14 protein-coding genes are annotated in these 18105 nt (G+C 72.6%); 3 read left to right on the top strand and 11 right to left on the bottom strand.

Translation table 11 applies throughout. The features are described from left to right. Positions 1-41: 41 nt before the first annotated feature. From ACQPZF_RS38455 to ACQPZF_RS38470, 4 genes are all read right to left on the bottom strand, one after another. Complete coding sequence (locus ACQPZF_RS38455) at positions 42-3338, bottom strand: error-prone DNA polymerase (RefSeq protein ID WP_433265618.1); 3297 nt, start codon at positions 3336-3338, stop codon at positions 42-44. 1 nt (position 3339) lies between these two features. Further along, entirely contained in the window at positions 3340-3498 is a 159-nt protein-coding gene (locus tag ACQPZF_RS38460; protein ID WP_433265620.1) for a hypothetical protein, read from the bottom strand. Further along, positions 3498-5063, bottom strand: a complete 1566-nt coding sequence (locus tag ACQPZF_RS38465) for a DNA polymerase Y family protein (RefSeq protein WP_433265622.1) — start codon at positions 5061-5063, stop codon at positions 3498-3500. The genes ACQPZF_RS38460 and ACQPZF_RS38465 overlap by 1 nt, the downstream gene beginning before the upstream one ends. Before the next feature lie 306 nt (positions 5064-5369). Beyond that, on the bottom strand, positions 5370-6044 hold the full coding sequence (locus tag ACQPZF_RS38470) for a hypothetical protein (protein WP_433265624.1): 675 nt from the start codon (positions 6042-6044) through the stop codon (positions 5370-5372). Between the two features lie 190 nt (positions 6045-6234). Here ACQPZF_RS38470 and ACQPZF_RS38475 point away from each other — a divergent pair, with 190 nt between their 5' ends. Continuing rightward, complete coding sequence (locus tag ACQPZF_RS38475; RefSeq protein WP_433265626.1) at positions 6235-6972, top strand: hypothetical protein; 738 nt, start codon at positions 6235-6237, stop codon at positions 6970-6972. Between the two features lie 61 nt (positions 6973-7033). Here the strand turns inward: ACQPZF_RS38475 and purH are convergent, their stop codons facing one another. From purH to ACQPZF_RS38510, 7 genes are all read right to left on the bottom strand, one after another. Beyond that, the gene (gene purH / locus ACQPZF_RS38480) at positions 7034-8617 is read right to left on the bottom strand and encodes a bifunctional phosphoribosylaminoimidazolecarboxamide formyltransferase/IMP cyclohydrolase (protein ID WP_433265628.1); all 1584 of its coding nucleotides are present in this window, start codon (positions 8615-8617) and stop codon (positions 7034-7036) included. Continuing rightward, entirely contained in the window at positions 8614-9249 is a 636-nt protein-coding gene (purN, locus tag ACQPZF_RS38485) for a phosphoribosylglycinamide formyltransferase (protein WP_433274912.1), read from the bottom strand. Before purN ends, purH begins: the two co-directional genes overlap by 4 nt. A 56-nt stretch (positions 9250-9305) precedes the next feature. Then, entirely contained in the window at positions 9306-10769 is a 1464-nt protein-coding gene (locus ACQPZF_RS38490; protein ID WP_433265630.1) for a cell division protein PerM, read from the bottom strand. Positions 10770-10985: 216 nt separating this feature from the next. Further along, a complete protein-coding gene (locus ACQPZF_RS38495) occupies positions 10986-11651 on the bottom strand; it encodes a DUF5336 domain-containing protein (protein WP_433265632.1) in 666 nt (221 codons plus the stop codon). A 186-nt stretch (positions 11652-11837) separates the two neighbouring features. Then, positions 11838-12728 carry a succinate--CoA ligase subunit alpha gene (gene sucD, locus ACQPZF_RS38500; RefSeq protein ID WP_433265633.1) on the bottom strand — a complete coding sequence of 297 codons (891 nt, stop codon included), beginning with the start codon at positions 12726-12728 and terminating at the stop codon, positions 11838-11840. Positions 12729-12730: 2 nt separating this feature from the next. Then, a complete protein-coding gene (sucC, locus tag ACQPZF_RS38505; RefSeq protein WP_433265635.1) occupies positions 12731-13900 on the bottom strand; it encodes an ADP-forming succinate--CoA ligase subunit beta in 1170 nt (389 codons plus the stop codon). 281 nt (positions 13901-14181) lie between these two features. Beyond that, the gene (locus ACQPZF_RS38510; protein ID WP_433265637.1) at positions 14182-15780 is read right to left on the bottom strand and encodes a hypothetical protein; all 1599 of its coding nucleotides are present in this window, start codon (positions 15778-15780) and stop codon (positions 14182-14184) included. Between the two features lie 116 nt (positions 15781-15896). Between ACQPZF_RS38510 and ACQPZF_RS38515 the strand changes: the two genes are divergently transcribed. Further along, on the top strand, positions 15897-17009 hold the full coding sequence (locus ACQPZF_RS38515) for an esterase/lipase family protein (RefSeq protein WP_433265639.1): 1113 nt from the start codon (positions 15897-15899) through the stop codon (positions 17007-17009). A 251-nt stretch (positions 17010-17260) separates the two neighbouring features. Continuing rightward, positions 17261-17986: a M23 family metallopeptidase gene (locus ACQPZF_RS38520; protein ID WP_433265641.1), complete on the top strand. Its 726-nt coding sequence runs from the start codon at positions 17261-17263 to the stop codon at positions 17984-17986. The last annotated feature ends 119 nt before the right edge of the window (positions 17987-18105 follow it).

Genomic DNA, 18105 nt, shown 5'->3' on the forward strand with positions numbered 1-18105 from the left:
AGACCACCGGGAAATGGCGGCGGCGGCACGCGGTGTTCGGGTCAGCGGAAGTCCCTGGACCGGGAGGGGATGCGGAGGTTCAGGGTTTGCAGGCGTTCCGCCCGGATGCTGACCACCCCTTCCGCCTTCTCCACGACTCCCCTGATGAGCAGGGCGGGACTCGATCTGGCGATCTTGCGGTACCTGGCCCACAGGCCGGTCGTGCAGACGACGTTGACCATGCCGGTTTCGTCTTCGATGTTCAGGAAGGTCACGCCGCCCGCGGTGGCCGGGCGTTGGCGGTGGGTCACCGCTCCGCCTATCAGGACCCGGTCGCCGTTCGACGCGTCTGCCAGGGCCGCGGTGGTCACGGCGCCCAGGGAGGTCAGGTGGTCGCGGACGAACTGGGTCGGGAAGCTGTCCGGGGACAGGTTCATCGCCCAGACGTCCGCCACCGCCAGCTCCACCTCGTCCATGCCCGGCAGCGCGGGGGCGTCGGTGCCCACCACGGTGTGCGGTAGGCGGTCCGGGCGGATCCTGGCCACCGCTCCCGCCGCCCACAGCGCCGCGCGCCGGTCCAGGCCGAAGCCGGTGAACGCGCCGGCGGTGGCCAAGGCCTCCACCTGGGCCGTGGTCAGGCGGACCCGCCCGCCGAAGTCGGCCATGTCCCGGTACGGGGCCGATCGCCGGTGCGCCACGATGTCCTCCGCCACCTGTTGGCCGATGGTTCGCACGCCGGCCAGGCCGATGCGCACGGCCTGCTCGCCGTCGACCCGTTCCAGGGTGGCGTGGGGCAGGCTGGCGTTGACGTCCGGCCCCAGCACGCGCACACCGTGCCGGCGGGCGTCGGCCACCAGGGACTGCGGCGAGTAGAAGCCCATGGGCTGGGCCCGGAGCAGTGCCGCGCAGAACGCCGCCGGGTGGTACAGCTTGAACCACGCGCTGACGAACACCAGGTGGGCGAAGCTCAGCGCGTGGCTCTCGGGGAAGCCGAAGTTGGCGAACGCCAACAGCTTCGCGTAGATCTGCTCGGCCAGCACCCCGTCCACGCCGTTCGCCTTCGCGCCCCGGTAGAACCGCTCGCGCAGGCGTTCCATGCGGTGCGTCGAGCGTTTCGCGCCCATCGCCCGGCGCAGCTCGTCCGCCTCGGCGGGGCTGAAGTCGGCCACGTCCACGGCGATCTGCATGAGCTGCTCCTGGAACAGCGGCACGCCCAGAGTCTTGTCCAGCGCGCCTTTCAGCAGCGGGTGGTCGTGGTCCCACTGCTCCTCGCCGCTGCGGCGGCGGATGTACGGGTGCACCGAGCCGCCCTGGATGGGACCTGGCCGGATCAGCGCGACCTCCACCACGAGGTCGTAGAACTCGCGGGGTTTGAGCCTGGGCAGCGTGGCCATCTGCGCGCGGCTCTCGACCTGGAACACGCCGACCGAGTCGGCTTCGCAGAGCATGTCGTAGACGTTCTGGTCGGCCAGGTTCAGCGTGCCCAGGTCGACCTCGACGCCCTCGTGCTCGCGCACCAGGTCGATCGCGTAGTGCAGCGCCGACAGCATCCCCAGGCCGAGCAGGTCGAACTTGACCAGGCCGATGGACGCGCAGTCGTCCTTGTCCCACTGCAACACCGTGCGGTCGGCCATGCGGCCCCGTTCCACCGGGCACACCTCGCTCACCGGGCGGTCGCAGATGACCATCCCCCCGGAGTGGATGCCGAGGTGGCGGGGCGCGTTCTCTAGCTGCGCGGCCAGCTCCAGCACCGGGCCGGGGATGCCGCGCTCCTCCACCGCGGACCGCAGCGGGCCCCAGCGGTCGATCTGCTTGCTCCACGCGTCCTGCTGGCCGGCCGAGTGGCCGAGGGCCCGTGCCACGTCCCGGATCGCCGACCGGGCTCGGTAGCTGATGACGTTCGCCACCTGGGCGGCGTGCCGACGCCCGTACTTGCCGTAGACGAACTGGATGGCCTCCTCGCGGCGGTCCGACTCGATGTCCAGGTCGATGTCCGGCGGGCCGTCGCGGGCCGGGGCCAGGAAGCGTTCGAAGAGCAGGTCGAAGCGGACCGCGTCGACGTTCGTGATGCCCAGGGCGTAGCAGACCGCGGAGTTCGCCGCCGAGCCCCGGCCCTGGCAGAGGATGTCGTTCTCCCGGCAGAACCGCACGATGTCGTGCACCACCAGGAAGTAACCCGGGAAACCCAGTTCCTCGATGACCCGCAACTCGTGTTCGAGCTGCTCGTACGCCCTGGGGTTCTCGTCCATCGAGCCGTAACGCCGCGAAGCGCCCGCGTAGGTGAGCTTGCGCAGGTGGCTGTTCTCGGTCTCCCCCGCGGGCACGTCGAACGGCGGCAGTTCGGGCGCGATGAGCTTCAGGTCGAACTGGCACTGCATCCCCAGCACGGCCGCCCGGTGCACGGCGCCGGGGAACCGGGCGAACCGGCGGGCCATCTCCTCCCCCGACCGCAGGCACGCCGTGCGCCCCGGCGGCAGCCAGCCGGTCATCTCGTCCAGGCTGCGCCGCGCCCGCACCGCCGCCATCGCCGCCGCCAGCCGACCCCGCGCGGGCACCGCGTAGTGCACGGCGTTCGTCGCCACGGTCGGCAGCCCCAGCTCGTGCGCCATGCCCCACAGCAGGTCGTTGCGCGGCCCGTCCTCCGGGTAGCCGTGGTCGGTCAGCTCCACGAACACCCGGTCCGCGCCGTACCACCCCACGAGCCTGCGCAACTGCTCGAACGCCGCTTCCGGACCACCGGCGGCCAACGCCCGCCGCACCGCGCCCTTGCGGCACCCGGTGAGCACGACGCACTCGTCACGGGTGTCCGCGACCACCTGCTCCGGCGAGTACACCGGACGCCCCTTCTCGCTGCCTTCCGCGAGCTGGCCGGTGGTGATGGTGCGGCACAGCGCGTGGTAGCCGGGCCGCCCGGTCGCCAGCAGCAGCAGGTGCTCGCCCTCCGGGTCGGGGAAACCGTTCTGCGGCGCGGAAAGCCCGAGGCTCAGCTCGGTGCCGAACACGGTGCGCACGCCGAGTTCCCGGGCCGCCTCCGCGAACCGCACCACGCCGTACATCCCGTCGTGGTCGGTGATCGCCACCCCGTCCAGGCCGAGCTGCTGCGCCGCCTCCACCAGCTCCTCCGGGTGGCTCGCGCCGTCCAGGAAGCTGAAGTTCGAGTGGCAGTGCAGCTCCACGTACGGCACCCGGGACCGGGTCGCGCCCAGTTCGTCGACCTTGACCGCGAAGTCCGACGGGGCCTCGTACCGCTCACGGCGCCGCGTCCACGCCGGGCCGTCGCCGCCGTCGGGCTGCTGCGGCTTGCCGGACAGCGCTCGTTCCAGCTCCGACCAGCGGACCGGCGGGTTGTTCCAGCCCACGTCAGAACACCTCGTCGGGAGCCCGGCGGGGCAGCGGGATCAGCGGCGGCGTCCAGCCGAAGCTCGCCGGGTAGGCGGGCTCGCCGTCCGAGCCGCCGAACTCGAAGCCGTCCAGCCAGTCCGCCAGGCCCTGGTAGTCGTCGGAAAAGTCACCGGACATCAGTCGTACACCCCTTCCACCGCCCACTTCCCGCCCGCGCGGATCAGCAGGAACGCCAGCTCTTCCCCGTTCGGCGCGGCGCCGAGCACCTGGAGGCGGGCGGCCCGCACGGCGTGCTGGTCGTCCCACCACCGCTCGTCCACCGGCCACGGCCCCGCCCACGCCACGACCTGCCGGGCCTGGCCGCCGTGCACGATCCGGTGCGGCCGGACGACCAGCTCGGCGTACCCGGTGACCACGACGTCCGCGCCCGCCTCGTCCACCAGCGCCACCGGCTCCGGCTCGGCGAACACCGTCGCGGGCGACGGCGCGGGCAGCCGACCCGGCCACGGCTGCGCCGGGTCGGCGGCGGGCGTGCGCTCGTCGCCCCACGGCACCAGCCGGATCCGCTCCACCGGCCCCCGACCGCCCTGCGGCACGGGGGTGACCACCGAGTCCGGGCCGAGCAGCCCCTGCACGTGGACCATGGCGCGGGCGGCGCGCTCGGCGGCTTCGCCCTGGTCCTGTCCCGCGCCCGGCCACAGGCCCGGTTGCAGGGCGCCCGCGTCCACGATCTCCTCCGGGTCGAGCTGGAGGAGGTGGATGCCGGCGGTCAGCCGCTCCCTGGTCAGCCAGCCGTCGAGCTGCCAGCGCACCCGGTCCGCGATGCCCTGCGGCGTCAGGGGGTCCGCGCACCGCCACACCCGGCGCAGCTCCTCACCGTGCTCGGTGGTGGCCTGGATGCCCAGCCGGGTGCAGGCCAGGCCGCGGTCGGCGAGGACCCGGTGCAGGCGTTCGGCGAGGGCTTTCGCGGCGAACGCGGCGGCGTCGACCCGTTCGACGGGCGGGTCCAGGGTCTGGGTGACGGTCAGCTCGGCCGGTGGGCGGCGGCGGACGCGGGGGCGTTCGATCACGCCCGAGGCCATCCGGTGGGCCAGCACCGCCTGCCGGCCGAAGCGGCTGGCGACGTCGCGTTCCGGGATGCCCGCGAACGCGCCCAGCGTGCGCAGGCCGAGCCGGCGCAGCAGGTCGACCAGTTCGGCGCGGTCCTCGCGGTGCTCGGCGGGCGGGTCGAGTTCGTGGATGCCCAGCGGGGCGAGGAAGTCCCCGGTCCCGCCGGGCGGGACGACCAGGCCGCGCTGCGCGGCGAGGGTCGCGGCGAACAGGCCGTCCGCGATGCCGACCTGCGCTTCGACGCCGGTCTGGGCGGCGATGTGGTCGACCAGCCGCTCCGCCGCCCGTTCGGGTGATCCGTAGTAGCCGACGGGCCCTTGGGCGGCGACCGTGACCAGGCCGGGGCGCACCACCTCGATGCCGGGCGCGAGTTCCTCGACGGCGGCGGCGACCGGCTCGAACAGGCGGGCGTCGCGGACCTCGTCGTAGTCGAAGACGACCAGTTCGGGGCACTGGCTCTCGGCCGTGCGCTTGCGCTGGCCACGCCGCACGCCTTCCGCGCGGGCCATGGCGGAGCACGCGACGACCTCGTTCACCCGGACCACGGCGGCGGGCACGTGCGGCAGCAGGGCGGCTTCCGCCGACGCCGCCACCACCGGCCAGTCCGGGCACCACACGGCGAGCGTGCGCATCGGGGTCACCTCGTTCCTCGGGTCAGGCCGCCGGGACGCCACGGGGCCAGTTGGGGCGCGCTGTCCGGGGTGACGGCCCGGAGCCAGGCGCAGGCGGCGGTCAGCAGGCGGCGGGACATCGGCTTCCCTCCGGGTCGGGCTTGGTGCGCGCGGACGGCAGGCACGAGCGGTGGGTGCCGGACGCGGGCGCAGGCGCGGTGCGTGGACGGCAGGCGCCGGCGGCAAGCGCGGTGCGCGGTTGGTAGGCGCCGGCCGCGGGCGGCAAGCGCGGTGCGTGGCCGAGGGCTGGCGGCGGGCGCATGGCGATCACCCCGCCGCCACGGCGACCGGGCGGAGGGCCGGACGAGTTGGTTCGGGGTTTTCCCGACCGGGCAGCGGCAGGGACGTCGTCCTCTCCCGCGCAGCCGCTCCCCGGCCGCTCGCGTGCACGGTCGCCGTGCGGGTGGCGAGCAGGCCGTGGCCCTCGCCCAGGCCGCTCCACGGCCCGAAGGACGCGCGCAGTTCCACGTCCGCGCCCGGCCACGACGACCCGAACGGCAGCAGGACGGCCTTGCGCTGGCGGGCGCGGGCGGAGAGTTTGCGGGCGGTCGCGGGTGTCACCGGGGTGGCCACCGAGACCAGGTCGAAGCCGTCCAGCAGGGCCGCCACGGTGCGTTCGACCTCGCTCCGGCCCCTCCCAGGACGAGGGACCAGAGCGAGTCGATGGACGGCCACCCCCAGTTCGGCCGCCGCGAGTGCCCCACACCGCGGCAGGCCTGCAACGGCCGCCCAGCACCCTTCCGCTGTCGCCTCGGCCAACAGCGTGAGCAGCAACGATGTCGAACCACGCACCGACACCGTGCTGCCCCGCCGCAGGCCGCCCCACGGGAGGAGGTCCGCCAGTTCCCCGCGAACCGGCAGGACCCGAGCCGGTGCCATGGCCGACTCGCCGGCCGCGCCTACCCCGAGCGCGACCAACGTCGCCGTTGCCGACCTGGACACCAACCCTCCTCCCACGAATCCGCGCGCACCCCTGTGCGCGGACCGCCGTGGGAAGCCGGCGACCTGTCCGTCGAACACTTGTTCGAACGACGGAGCGATCTTATCCCCTCCCGACCACCCGGTGTCAATGCCCACGGTCGGGTGACTGGCACACTGCTCCGCGCAGCTTCCGCGACGCACGGGGGGAACCGTGAACGCTCCTCAGAACTGGCCTCCACAACCCGGACCACCCGGACCGCCGGGCTTCGGCCAAGCCCCACAGCCGGGATACGGGCCACCGCAGCCCGGCGGGTACGGCGCGCAGCCGCCCAGGAAGAAGCGGACCGGGCTGATCGTCGGACTGGCGGTGGGGGCCGTCGTGCTGATCGTCGGCGGCGTGTTCGGCGTGATGTACATGAACTACACCGCGGACGTCGGCGGCGGCCCCGGCGACGAGCCTACCGAGGCGTGCGCCATCAGCGACGACCTGAAGAAGCAGGCCAAGGTCAGCAGCTTCCGGCTCGCCATCCCGCCGGACGACGGCAAATCAGGCCTCAAGCACAGCCTGTGCATGTGGGAGCAGACCAAGGGCAAGGACGGCCGGGACACCCGGACGCTGGGCATCCACGTCTACGACTACCGGGTGTTCTCCCAGAAGAAGGACCGCAACCTGGAGCAGGCCAAGAGCACCTACGCCAGTCAGACGGCGTTCCCGATGCCGGGCGACCAGGCCAAGCCCACCGACGGGCTCGGCGACGAGGCGCTGTACGTCGTGCCCGGCCCCAAGACCGACCTCACCGACCTCACCCTGGTGGTGCGCCAGGGCGAAGTCGTCTACTCGGTCCAGTACTCCGGGCACGACAAGGGTTTCTTCAGTGACTCGGAGTTCCCGCTGGCCGACGCCGAGGCCGTGGTGCGCAAGGCCGCCGAGGAACTGACCAAGCGCTGAAACCCCAGCGCTGAAACGCCGGTGGGGGCTCCCGGAAGAGAGCCCCCACCGACGCGGAGATTCAGTGCGCGAAGTGCCGCGTGCCGGTCAGGTACACGGTCGCGCCCGCCGCCTCGGCCGCCGCGATCACCTCCGCGTCCCGCACCGACCCGCCGGGCTGCACGACCGCCCGCACACCGGCCTCCAGCAGCACCTCCAGCCCGTCCGGGAACGGGAAGAACGCGTCCGACGCCGCCACCGAGCCACGCGCCCGGTCACCGGCCCGCGCCACCGCGAGCCGCGCCGCGTCGACCCGGTTGACCTGCCCCATGCCCGCGCCGACGGTCGCGCCGCCGGACGCCAGCAGGATCGCGTTCGACTTCACCGCGCGGCACGCCCGCCACACGAACGCCAAGTCCGCCAAGCCTTCCGCGTCCAGCGGAGTCCCGCACGCCAGCGTCCACTTGGCCGGGTCGTCGCCCTCGGCCTCGATGGTGTCCGCGGTCTGCACCAGCAGCCCACCGGACACCGCGCGCATCTCGACCCCGCCGCGGACCGGCTCCGAAGCGACCAGGATCCGCACGTTCTTCTTGCGCGCCAGCACGTCCACCGCGCCGTCGGCGAACGAGGGCGCGATGATCACCTCGGTGAAGATGTCCGCGACCTGCTCGGCCAGCTCCACGGTCACCTCGCGGTTGGCCGCGATCACCCCGCCGAACGCCGACACCGGGTCGCACGCGTGCGCCTTGCGGTGCGCGTCCGCGATCGCGCCCGGACCGTCCACAGAGGACACCGCGATGCCGCACGGGTTGGCGTGCTTGATAATCGCGACGCACGGCAGCGAGTGGTCCCACGCCGCGCGCCACGCCGCGTCCGCGTCGACGAAGTTGTTGTACGACATCTCCTTGCCGTGTAGCTGCCGCGCGGTCGCCAGGCCGACACGCCCGTCGCCTCCCGTGTACAGCGCGGCCCTCTGGTGCGGGTTCTCGCCGTACCGCAGCACCTGCTTGCGGGTCCACGTCGCGCCGACCCAGCCGGGGAAGCCCGAGCCCTCGTCGTCAGGGCTCAGCGCACTGCCCATCCACGACGCCACGGCCACGTCGTAGGACGCGGTGTGCCGGAACGCCGCCGCCGCCAGCGACTGCCGGTCCGCCAACGTGAAACCGCCGCCGGACACCTGCTCCAACACCCACGCGTACCGCGCCGGGTCCACCACGACGGCCACACTGGCGTGGTTCTTCGCCGCCGCGCGCACCATCGCGGGCCCGCCGATGTCGATCTGCTCGACGCACTCCTCCGGCGCCGCGCCCGACGCCACGGTCCGCGCGAACGGGTAGAGGTTCACCACCAGCAGGTCGAACGGCGCGATGTCCAGCTCGCGCAGCTTCGCCACGTGCTCCGGCCGCCGGGTGTCGGCGAGCAGGCCCGCGTGCACGCGCGGGTGCAGCGTCTTGACCCGGCCGTCGAGCACCTCCGGGAACCCGGTCACGTCCTCCACCGGGGTCACCGGCACGCCCGCGTCGGCCAGCGTCTTCGCCGTGCCGCCGGTGGACACGATCTCGACTCCGGCCGCGTGCAGGCCGGTGGCCAGTTCCAGCAGCCCCGACTTGTCGGACACCCCGATCAGGGCCCGACGAACCGGTCGCCTCTCGGCAGGAGTGGTCACGGGATGCTCACCTTTCGTCCGTTCACGGTGCAGCCCTCGCGGGCCAGGCGGGCGACGACGTCCACCAGCAGCCGCCGCTCCACCACCTTGATGCGCTCGTGCAGGCTGTCGACGTCGTCACCGTCACCGACGACGACGGCTTCCTGGGCCAGGATCGGCCCGGTGTCCACGCCGCCGTCCACCAGGTGCACGGTCGCCCCGGTGACCTTGACGCCGTAGTCGACGGCATCGCGGACGCCGTGCGCGCCGGGGAAGGCGGGCAGCAGCGCGGGATGGGTGTTGACCATCCGGCCGCCGAAGCGGGCCAGGAAGGCGGGTCCGAGGATCTTCATGAACCCGGCGGAGACCACCAGGTCGGGTTCGTGCGCGGCCACCGCCGCGGCCAGCGCGGTGTCCCACTCGTCACGGGAGGGGTGGTCGCGCAGCTTCACCGCGAAGCCGGGCACGCCGGCGCGTTCGGCGCGGTCGAGCCCTTCGATGCCGTCCCGGTCCGCACCGACGGCCACCACCTCGACGGGGTAGCCGGGGTCGGCCGCGGCGTCCAGCAGCGCCTGCAAGAGGGTGCCGGAGCCGGAGACGAGGACGACGACCCGCGCGGGGACAGGAAGCCGGAGTGTGGTCGCGGCGCTCAGCGTGCTTCTCCTTGCTGGGGACTGTCACAGCAGCTCAGGAGCAGCCTAGGCGTTGGCTAGTCGCGCTTGTCGGCCAGGTCCGGGTCAGCTTCGGGGTCGGGATCGGACTCGGCGTCGGTCTCGGCGTCGGACTCGTCCTCTTCTTCTTCGAGTTCGGCCTCTTCCGCCAGCTCCTCGAACTCGTCCTCGTACTCCTCCTCGTCGTCGTAGTCGTCGAAGTCCTCATCGTCTTCACCGAGATCGTCTTCTTCGAGATCGTCAAGATCATCGGCAGACAGATCGTCTTCTTCGAGATCGTCTTCGGCGACATCGACGGCTTCGGGCTCCGGCTCCACGACCGGCGCGGGACGAGCACCGGCGAACCACGCCACGACCGCCCCCGGCACGGCGATCCAGCCCACCGTCAGCACGGCCAGCAGGCCCGCCGGGATGGTCACCGGGTTGAACACGCCGCCGCCGAGGTTGCCACCCGCGACCGCGGCCAGCACCAGCGTCCCCACGCCACCGGTCACGGCCGCCACCAGCACGGCCCGCACCCGCGCGCGGGGCGTCTCGGCGGCGTCCCGCAAGGACAGCCCCACCAGCACGCCGACCACGCCGGGCAGGATCAGCACCAGCGGCAACAGGCCGGACTGCTGCTCCGGCAACGCGGCCAGCAGCGGCACCGCCGGCACGGGTCCGCCGACGAACACGGTCGGGCTGATGGTCACCGCGCCGATGGAGAACCCGGAGCCCACCACGTACGACATGGCCCCGACCACCGCGTTCGGCAGGTAGGCCAGGCACATCAGCCAGATGCCCAGCCCGGTGCCGAGCGTCCCGCCCGCCTGGTCGAACAGACTGCTGGTCAGCGGCCACGACACCAGCAGGCCGAACGCCAGCAGCAGCGCCCCGGCGGCGGTCAGCGCGAACAACGCCAGCGCACCCGCCCGCAGCCCACGCCGGGCCACCGGGTCGATCCGCTCGAACACCACTTCCACCAGGCCGCAGCGCTGCGCCACACCGGCCACCGCCGCGACCCCGGACACCGCCGCACACCCGAAGAACGCCACGGCGGGCGTCGCCCGCACCACGCCACCGTCACCCATCAGGAACGCGATCACCCCGCCGACCACGGCGTGCGCGCCGGCGATGCTGAACACCACGCCCCGCGCCTGCAACGGCTCGAACAGGCCCAGCCGGTCCGCCGCACCCGCCGCCGCCCGCGACACCAGGAGCATCAGCAGCACCGTCGGCAGCAGCGGCAGCACGCCTAGCTGACCGCCGTCGAACCGCAGCGGCACGTGGTGCGCGACCAGCCAGGCCGGTGCGGACGCCGACAGCACGCCGGTGGTGGAGAACTGCGCGTGCGCGGCCGTGGACGACACCAGCGCCAGCACGGCGGCGACGGCCGCGTAGCTGACCACGACCGAGCCGGCGGCCGTCATGGCGAGCACCCTGGCCCGTTCGGCGCGGGAGAACTCGGGCGGGCGCACGGAGTCCGTCACGGCGCCGTGCGAAGGCGATTGCAGCACCGGCATCTTTCCACTGTCTCAGGAGGGATCGGCCGTTCGGGCGAGGCACGCCGCGCACGCGGAAAGGGGTGGCACCGACGCCGCGGTGCCACCCCTCGCACGACTGGACCAGCTCTGCCGCCGGCCTCGGCCGGAGTCAGCTCTGCCGCCGCTCCAGCGGCCGGCTCAGCTCTGCTGCCGCTCCAGCGGCCGGACCAGCTCTGCTGCCTGCCCTCGGCCGGCTCAGCTCTGCTGCTGACCCTGGCCGCCGAACCCGCCGGGCGGGGTGCCTTGGCCACCGCCGGGCTGGTTGAACTGACCGGGCTGCGGCATGTACGAGGTCGGCTGCGGCGCGCCGGGCTGCTGTTGCTGCGGCTGCACCGGGGCCCCGAACTGGCCGGACGGCGGGCCGTACTGGCCGGGCTGCTGCTGGCCGGGCTGCGGGAAGCCGCCGGTCTGCGGGTTCCAGCCACCGGGCTGGCCGCCGCCGTACGGGTTCGCGGGCTTCGGCTCGAACTTCACCACACCCGAGTCGACCAGCAGGCTGAGCACGATCGCCGCCGTCTCCAGCAGCGCGATGATCAGCACGACGATCTGCATGCCCTTGACATCGGCAGTGCTCTTGATGATGCCCTGCAGGAACAGCAGCGTCGGCACGGCCGACAGGACCGCCGCCGCGGGCAGCAGCTTCTGCGCCTTGGGCAGCACCGTCAGGCCCGCGAGGGCGGCGGCGGCGAGCAGGTACTCGATGGTGCCGAACGACGAGACGTCGTCGGCGAAGGCCAACAGGTAGGCGATGAGCCCCAGACCGGCCGCGACCAGCGGAAGGATGAGGGTCAGGTTGACGCCCACCGCCGGCTGCTGCGCCGGACCCGGCTGCTGCTGAGGGGCGCCGTACGGCACGGACATGGCGAGGTCTCCTCCTCCACCGACGGACTAACTTGCGACAACGGAACGCTAGCCGATGCACACTCTCCGACGACGACCGGACCTCCATGGTTCCCCCGGATGTGCGAATCGGCTCGCCCAACCCTCCTCCGAACGCCGTGAAGGCCACCTCCACACGGGAGATGACCTTCACGAACGGGTGGGTGATCAGCCGATCGACTGCATGATCTCCCGCATCAGCACGGCGGTCTCGGACGGCGTCTTGCCGACCTTCACGCCCGCCGCCTCCAGGGCTTCCTTCTTCGCCTGGGCGGTGCCCGCCGAGCCGGACACGATCGCGCCCGCGTGGCCCATCGTCTTGCCCTCGGGGGCGGTGAAGCCCGCCACGTAGCCCACGACGGGCTTGGTGACGTGCTCCTTGATGTAGGCCGCGGCCCGCTCCTCGGCGTCGCCGCCGATCTCGCCGATCATCACGATCGCCGCGGTGTCCGGATCGGCCTCGAAGGCCTCCAGCGCGTCGATGTGCGTGGTGCCGATGATCGGGTCGCCACCGATGCCGATGGCGGTGGAGAAGCCGAAGTCACGCAGCTCGTACATCATCTGGTAGGTCAGCGTGCCCGACTTGGACACCAGGCCGACCTTGCCGGCGCCCGAGATGTTCGCCGGGATGATGCCCGCGTTGGACTGCCCGGGGCTGATCAGGCCGGGGCAGTTCGGGCCGATGATCCGGGTCTTGTTGCCGGTGGCCACGGCGTGCGCCCAGAACACCGCGGTGTCGTGCACCGGGATGCCCTCGGTGATCACGACGGCCAGGCCGATGCCCGAGTCGATCGCCTCGATCACGGCGGCCTTCGCGTAGGCCGGCGGGACGAAGATCACGGTGACGTCCGCGCCGGTCGCCTCGATGGCCTCGGACACCGTGCCGAACACCGGCAGCACGTTGCCGTCGAAATCGACCTTCTCGCCCGCCTTGCGCGGGTTGACGCCGCCGACGATGTTGGTGCCGGACGCCAGCATCCGCTTGGTGTGCTTGGTGCCCTCGGCGCCGGTCATGCCCTGGACGATGACCTTGCTGTCCTTGTTGATGAAGATAGCCATCGTCAGACCCCCGCAGCCGCGAGCTCGGCGGCCTTGTCGGCCGCGTTGTCCATCGTGTCAACCACGGTCACCAGCGGGTGGTTCGCCTCCGCGAGGATGCGGCGGCCCTCCTCCACGTTGTTGCCGTCGAGGCGGACGACCAGCGGCTTGGATGCCTCGTCGCCCAGGATGCCCAGCGCCGCGACGATGCCGTTCGCCACCGCGTCGCAGGCGGTGATGCCGCCGAACACGTTCACGAAGACGCTGCGCACGTCCGGGTCGTGCAGGATGATGTCCAGCCCGTTGGCCATCACCTCGGCGGACGCGCCGCCGCCGATGTCCAGGAAGTTCGCGGGCTTCACGCCGTTGTGCTTCTCGCCCGCGTAGGCCACCACGTCCAGCGTGGACATGACCAGCCCGGCGCCGTTGCCGATGATGCCGACCTGGCCGTCGAGCTTGACGTAGTTGAGGCCCTTCTCCTTGGCCTTCGCCTCCAGCGGGTCCTCGGCCTGCTTGTCGACCAGGGCCTCGTGGGCGGGGTGGCGGAAGGAGGCGTTCTCGTCCAGCGTGACCTTGCCGTCCAGCGCGACGATCTTGCCCTCGGGGTCGCGGACCAGCGGGTTGACCTCGACCAGGGTCGCGTCCTCGGAGACGAAGGTCTCCCACAGCTTCACGATCACGTCGGCGACCTGGTCGGCCACCTCGGCGGGGAACTTGGCGGCGGCGACGATCTCCTCCGCCTTGGCGCGGTCGACGCCCTTGACGGCGTCCACCGGCACCTTCGCCAGCGCCTCGGGCTTGGTCGCGGCCACCTCTTCGATGTCCATGCCGCCCTCGACGGACGCCATCGCCAGGAACGTGCGGTTGGCGCGGTCCAGGAGGAAGGAGAAGTAGTACTCCTCGGCGATGTCGGACGCGGGGGTCACCAGCACGCGGTGAACGATGTGCCCCTTGATGTCCAGGCCGAGGATCGCGTCGGCCTTGACCTCGGTCTCGTCCGGGGTCTCGGCGAGCTTGACGCCACCCGCCTTGCCACGGCCACCCGTCTTGACCTGGGCCTTGACGACGACGGTCTGACCGAAGCGCTCGGCGATGGCCTTGGCCTCGGCAGGGGTGCGCGCCACGTCGCCCGGCAGCACCGGGACATCGTGGGCGGCGAAGAGGTCCTTCGCCTGGTACTCGTACAGGTCCACTCGGGTCTCCTGCGACGTCGGTGTCGGACACCGCGTCATGGTGCGGTCCTCGATAGGTCCGGCGCTCCAGGCTGGGGCCTGGTGCCCACACGTACCAGGCATCACCTGGAACGCCGGCATAGCCGTGGGGGGACCGGCTCGACGCGGCTGCGCAGAACACTATCGACCTGCGTGGACCACTCCGCACCCCATACCCGTGAGGTCGGTCATAAAGGTGGTGAGGTCGATCACCCCACCGATCCGGCGGGCCGCCGGAGGGGAGATTCCGCGAGGGGTGCTCGTCAACGGGTGGTGCGCACGGCCGCCGCGATGAGCAGGGCCGCGGTCGTCGCCAGCGCGAGCCACAGGCCGGGGCCGGGCGCGGTCTCGGCGGCGCGGGACTCGGTGAGCGGGTATTCGAGCGCACGGGTCGCGGTGACGCAGGCCGCCCCGAGCAGCAGGGCCGCGCCCTTGCCCGGCCGCGACACCAGCGCGAGGCCGATCGCCGCCAGCACGGCCACCAGCGCGATCAGCAGCCCCCAGGACCCGACCCGCAGGCCGAACGCCGTGATCGGCACGTAGTCGGGCGCCTCCAACAGCGGCAGGCCGAACGCGCCCAGCGCCAACAGCGCGGCGGTCAGGTTCGTCGCGACCAGCGGCAGCGGCGGCGAGGTCCGGGCAGTGCCCTCCTCGTCCCGCTCCACGGCCCCGGCCAGCGCGGCGGTGATCGCGGCGGCGGACCCGAGCACCACGGCGAGCGCGGTGAACCAGACCCCGGGGCCGGGTTCGACCAGGGGCACGCGGGTCGCGTTGAACACCGCGTCCAGCGCCAACCCGGCGGCCAGCGGAACGGCCGCCAGCGCCGTGATGAACGCCGGCCGGGCCTTCGGGATCAGCGCCAAGAGGGTGGCGGCGATCGCCACCGGCCAGAGCAGGCGGGCGGCGTAGTCGGTCGGCGCCGGCACGCCCTCCGGGACGTTCAGGTGGTCGGTGAGCGCCCCGATCGCGGCGCAGGCGCCGGTCGCGACGCCCAGGGACGCGGCGATCAGGTCCAGCTTGCGGCGTCCCGGCAGTTCGAGGTCGTGCTCCTTCTTGGTGGTGGTCGACCACCCGAGGGCCGCCGCCGCGCCGAGGACCAGCAACGGCCCCGGGGCCACGTCGACCCGGTCCACGGCGACGGCGGTCGCGAGGCCGGGCAGGGCGAGCGCGACCAGGACGGCGGCGATGCCCAGCAGGCCGCCCCGGCGGGTGTCGGCGTTGCCCGAACTGGCCGCGAGCATTGCCAGGACCGGGACGGCGAGCGTGACGAGCAGCCCGCCGGCGAGGGCGAGCGCCGGGGCGTCCAGCGGTCCGCCGGCGGGGATGAAGGCGTCGGACGAGCCGAACGGCGCCATGAACAGCCCCACGGCCGCGACCACGCCCGCCGTGGTCGGGAGGCCGAAGCGCTCGGCCCGGCCGCCTTCCGGGTCGGTCCGGGTGGCGGCCAGGCAGCCCGCGGCGAGGGTGAGGACGTGGCCGGCGAGCAGCAGCCAGAGGCCGGCGGTCACGCTCGGCGTGGCGAGGGTGGTCGGGCGGAACAGCTCGGGCCGGACCGCGCCGACCGGGTCGCGCAGGATCTGGAGGTCGACCAGGAAGCGGCCCACCGCCACGACCCCGGCCGGGACGAGCACGGCGGCGGCGGTCGTCTCCTGGTTCCGGGCCAGGAAGAAACCGGCGACGCCGACCGGCAGCAGGGCGAGCACGGCGAGCAGCGGCCACGCGGTGAACGCGGGCGGCGCGCCGCCGTCGACCACCGACACCACCGGCCCGACGGCGCCGCAGACCGCGCCCACCGCCGCGAGCCCGAACGCCAGGCGGAGCTTGGTGGGCGCCGGCGACGCCGCTTCTGCGGTTCGGATCATCGGCTCGACGCTAGCAAAACGGCGGCGAACCGCCCGGCCGGGAAGGTCGGCCGGGAATGTCGGAGGCCGGCATTGGGTAGCCCGTTTTCGTGGAAGCTTCACCTACCTTCAGTCCTATGGGTGATGCGGCCGACTCGGCGCCGGGCCGGTTCGCAGCCGGGCTGAGAGCCGGGTTCGACGCGGTCCGGGGCGCGGTCGACACGACGGCCGAAACGGTCGGGAGCACGGTCCGGGGCGCGGTCGACACCGCGGCCGGAGCGATCGGGAGCACGGTCCGAAGTGCGATCGGGGCCGGGAGCGAGGTGGCGGTCGGCGTGCTCGGCGGTGCGGCCGAGGTCGCCCGCGGCGTCACCTCGCCCGGTGGCGTGCGCGGCGTGGTGGTGGAGGCCGCGTGGCTGGCCGCGCACACCGTGCTCTACCCGTGGGGAGCGCTTGAGCAGCAGCTCCGGCCCGACGGGCACTTCCGGCACTACCGCACCGACGACCTCCCGCCGCGCCGGCGGGGCCTGGTGGTTTCGGCCATGGAGGCGGCGGGCACTCCCATCGTGTTGGTGCATGGCATCGGGGACAACCGGTCCGCCTTCGCAGTGCTGTCGGGGGCGCTGCGAAGGCGTGGCTTCGGGGTGGTGCACGCCGTCAACTACAGCGTGTTGACGGCGTTGACCGGGGACGTCCGGCGCTCGGCGGCACTGCTGGGCGAGCACATCGAGCGGATCTGCGCGCAGACCGGGTCCGACCGGGTCCACGTCGTCGGGCACTCGCTCGGCGGGTTGATCGCCCGCTACTACGTGCAGCGGCTGCACGGCGACGCGCGGGTGCGGACGCTGGTCACGTTGGGCACCCCGCACGGCGGCACGGTGGCCGCCTACCTGCTCCCGACCCCGCTGACCCGGCAGTTGCGCCCCGGTTCAGAGCTTTTGTCCGAATTGGCCGCACCGTGCCCACCGTGCCGGACGAGGTTCGTCGTGGTGTGGAGCGAGATGGACCAGGTGGTCATCCCGCAGCGGCACGCCCGGTTGGAGCACTCCTCGTTGGTCGTAGAGGAGCATCAGATACGTGATTCAGGTCACCTTTCGCTATCGGTTGACACCCGCGCACTTCACGTCGTTGTGACGGCCATCACCCGTCCGCATGACCCCGAGCCTCACCCCATCTTGCCTGTAAGTGAGGGGTTTAGTAGCTCTCAGGTGACCGAGGGTTACAGCGCACATGTCCAGCCTTCCCTCTAACCGCTAATCGGTAGACATCGCGGCCGGGGATTGCCTACGAGGCTTCCGCCCCGTTATCTTCCCCCGGTCCGTTGTCACGGTCTGGTCACAAGCAAGACAACGAGCCGGTACCCCGACTGGCTCACCCGGGATCCCCCGCCCGGTGTCGACCGGACTCCCCGAAGACGGAAGGCCAGGTTTTGTCTCGACACCGCTCCCCCGGCGGCCATAGCAGTCCCGCTGTGCTCGAAGATGCGGACGACCGCGTCTCCGTGCGTCCAGTGGGATCGCACCGGCTCCCACCACCCCCTTCGGCGCTGCGTGGCCGGATCGTCGTCGCCGCCGTAGCCGTCGGCGCGTTCGCCGCGGCCGGCGCAGGCCAGACGCTGCACGCGCTCGGCTCCAGCTCGGACGCACCATCGGACGAGGTCACGCCCCTCGCGAGCGCCTCGGACGGCGCAGCCGCGTTCGGCGTCGGGGGCACCGGCCCCGCCTCGCCGCACATCCTCCCGGTCGCGAAGACCGTCGACCCCGCCGCCGAGGCGCAGAAGCTCACCAAGAGCGCCAAGATCACCGAGGACCGCGAGGCGGCAGAGGCCGAGGCCCAGCGGCCGAAGTACGCCCGGCCCGCCGCCGGCGAGTTCTCCTCGGGCTTCGGTGGCCGCTGGGGCGAGATGCACTACGGCATCGACATCGCGGGCCCCATCGGCACGCCGATCCTGTCCGCCGCGGACGGCGTCGTGATCGAGGCCGGTTCGGCCAGCGGGTTCGGCCTGTGGGTCAAGGTCGAGCACAGCGACGGCACGGTCACCGTCTACGGCCACGTGGACACCTACTCGGTGCGCAAGGGCCAGGTCGTCCAGGCCGGCGAGCAGATCGCGCGGATGGGCAACCGGGGCTTCTCCACCGGTCCGCACCTCCACTTCGAGGTCTGGAACCCGGACGGCAAGAAGATCAACCCGCTGTCCTGGCTGAACGCCAAGGGCATCAGCGTCTGAGCCGACGAAGGCTCCGCGCGTGGGCACGAGCATGTGACAAGGCGCGCACGAGCGCGTGAAAAGGCCGGGTCGCCTGCGCGACCCGGCCTTTCGTCCCCCTGGACCGCCCCCTGGTGATC

This window comes from Actinosynnema sp. CS-041913 (assembly GCF_050942485.1).
In the GTDB taxonomy this organism is placed as follows: domain Bacteria; phylum Actinomycetota; class Actinomycetes; order Mycobacteriales; family Pseudonocardiaceae; genus Actinosynnema.

Coding starts and splice junctions, on each gene's coding strand:
- ACQPZF_RS38465 (WP_433265622.1), bottom strand. CDS start 5,063: ATGCGCACGCTCGCCGTGTGGTGCCCGGACTGGCCGGTGGTGGCGGCG.
- ACQPZF_RS38515 (WP_433265639.1), top strand. CDS start 15,897: ATGGGTGATGCGGCCGACTCGGCGCCGGGCCGGTTCGCAGCCGGGCTG.
- ACQPZF_RS38490 (WP_433265630.1), bottom strand. CDS start 10,769: ATGCCGGTGCTGCAATCGCCTTCGCACGGCGCCGTGACGGACTCCGTG.
- ACQPZF_RS38510 (WP_433265637.1), bottom strand. CDS start 15,780: ATGATCCGAACCGCAGAAGCGGCGTCGCCGGCGCCCACCAAGCTCCGC.
- sucD (WP_433265633.1), bottom strand. CDS start 12,728: ATGGCTATCTTCATCAACAAGGACAGCAAGGTCATCGTCCAGGGCATG.
- ACQPZF_RS38495 (WP_433265632.1), bottom strand. CDS start 11,651: ATGTCCGTGCCGTACGGCGCCCCTCAGCAGCAGCCGGGTCCGGCGCAG.
- ACQPZF_RS38460 (WP_433265620.1), bottom strand. CDS start 3,498: ATGTCCGGTGACTTTTCCGACGACTACCAGGGCCTGGCGGACTGGCTG.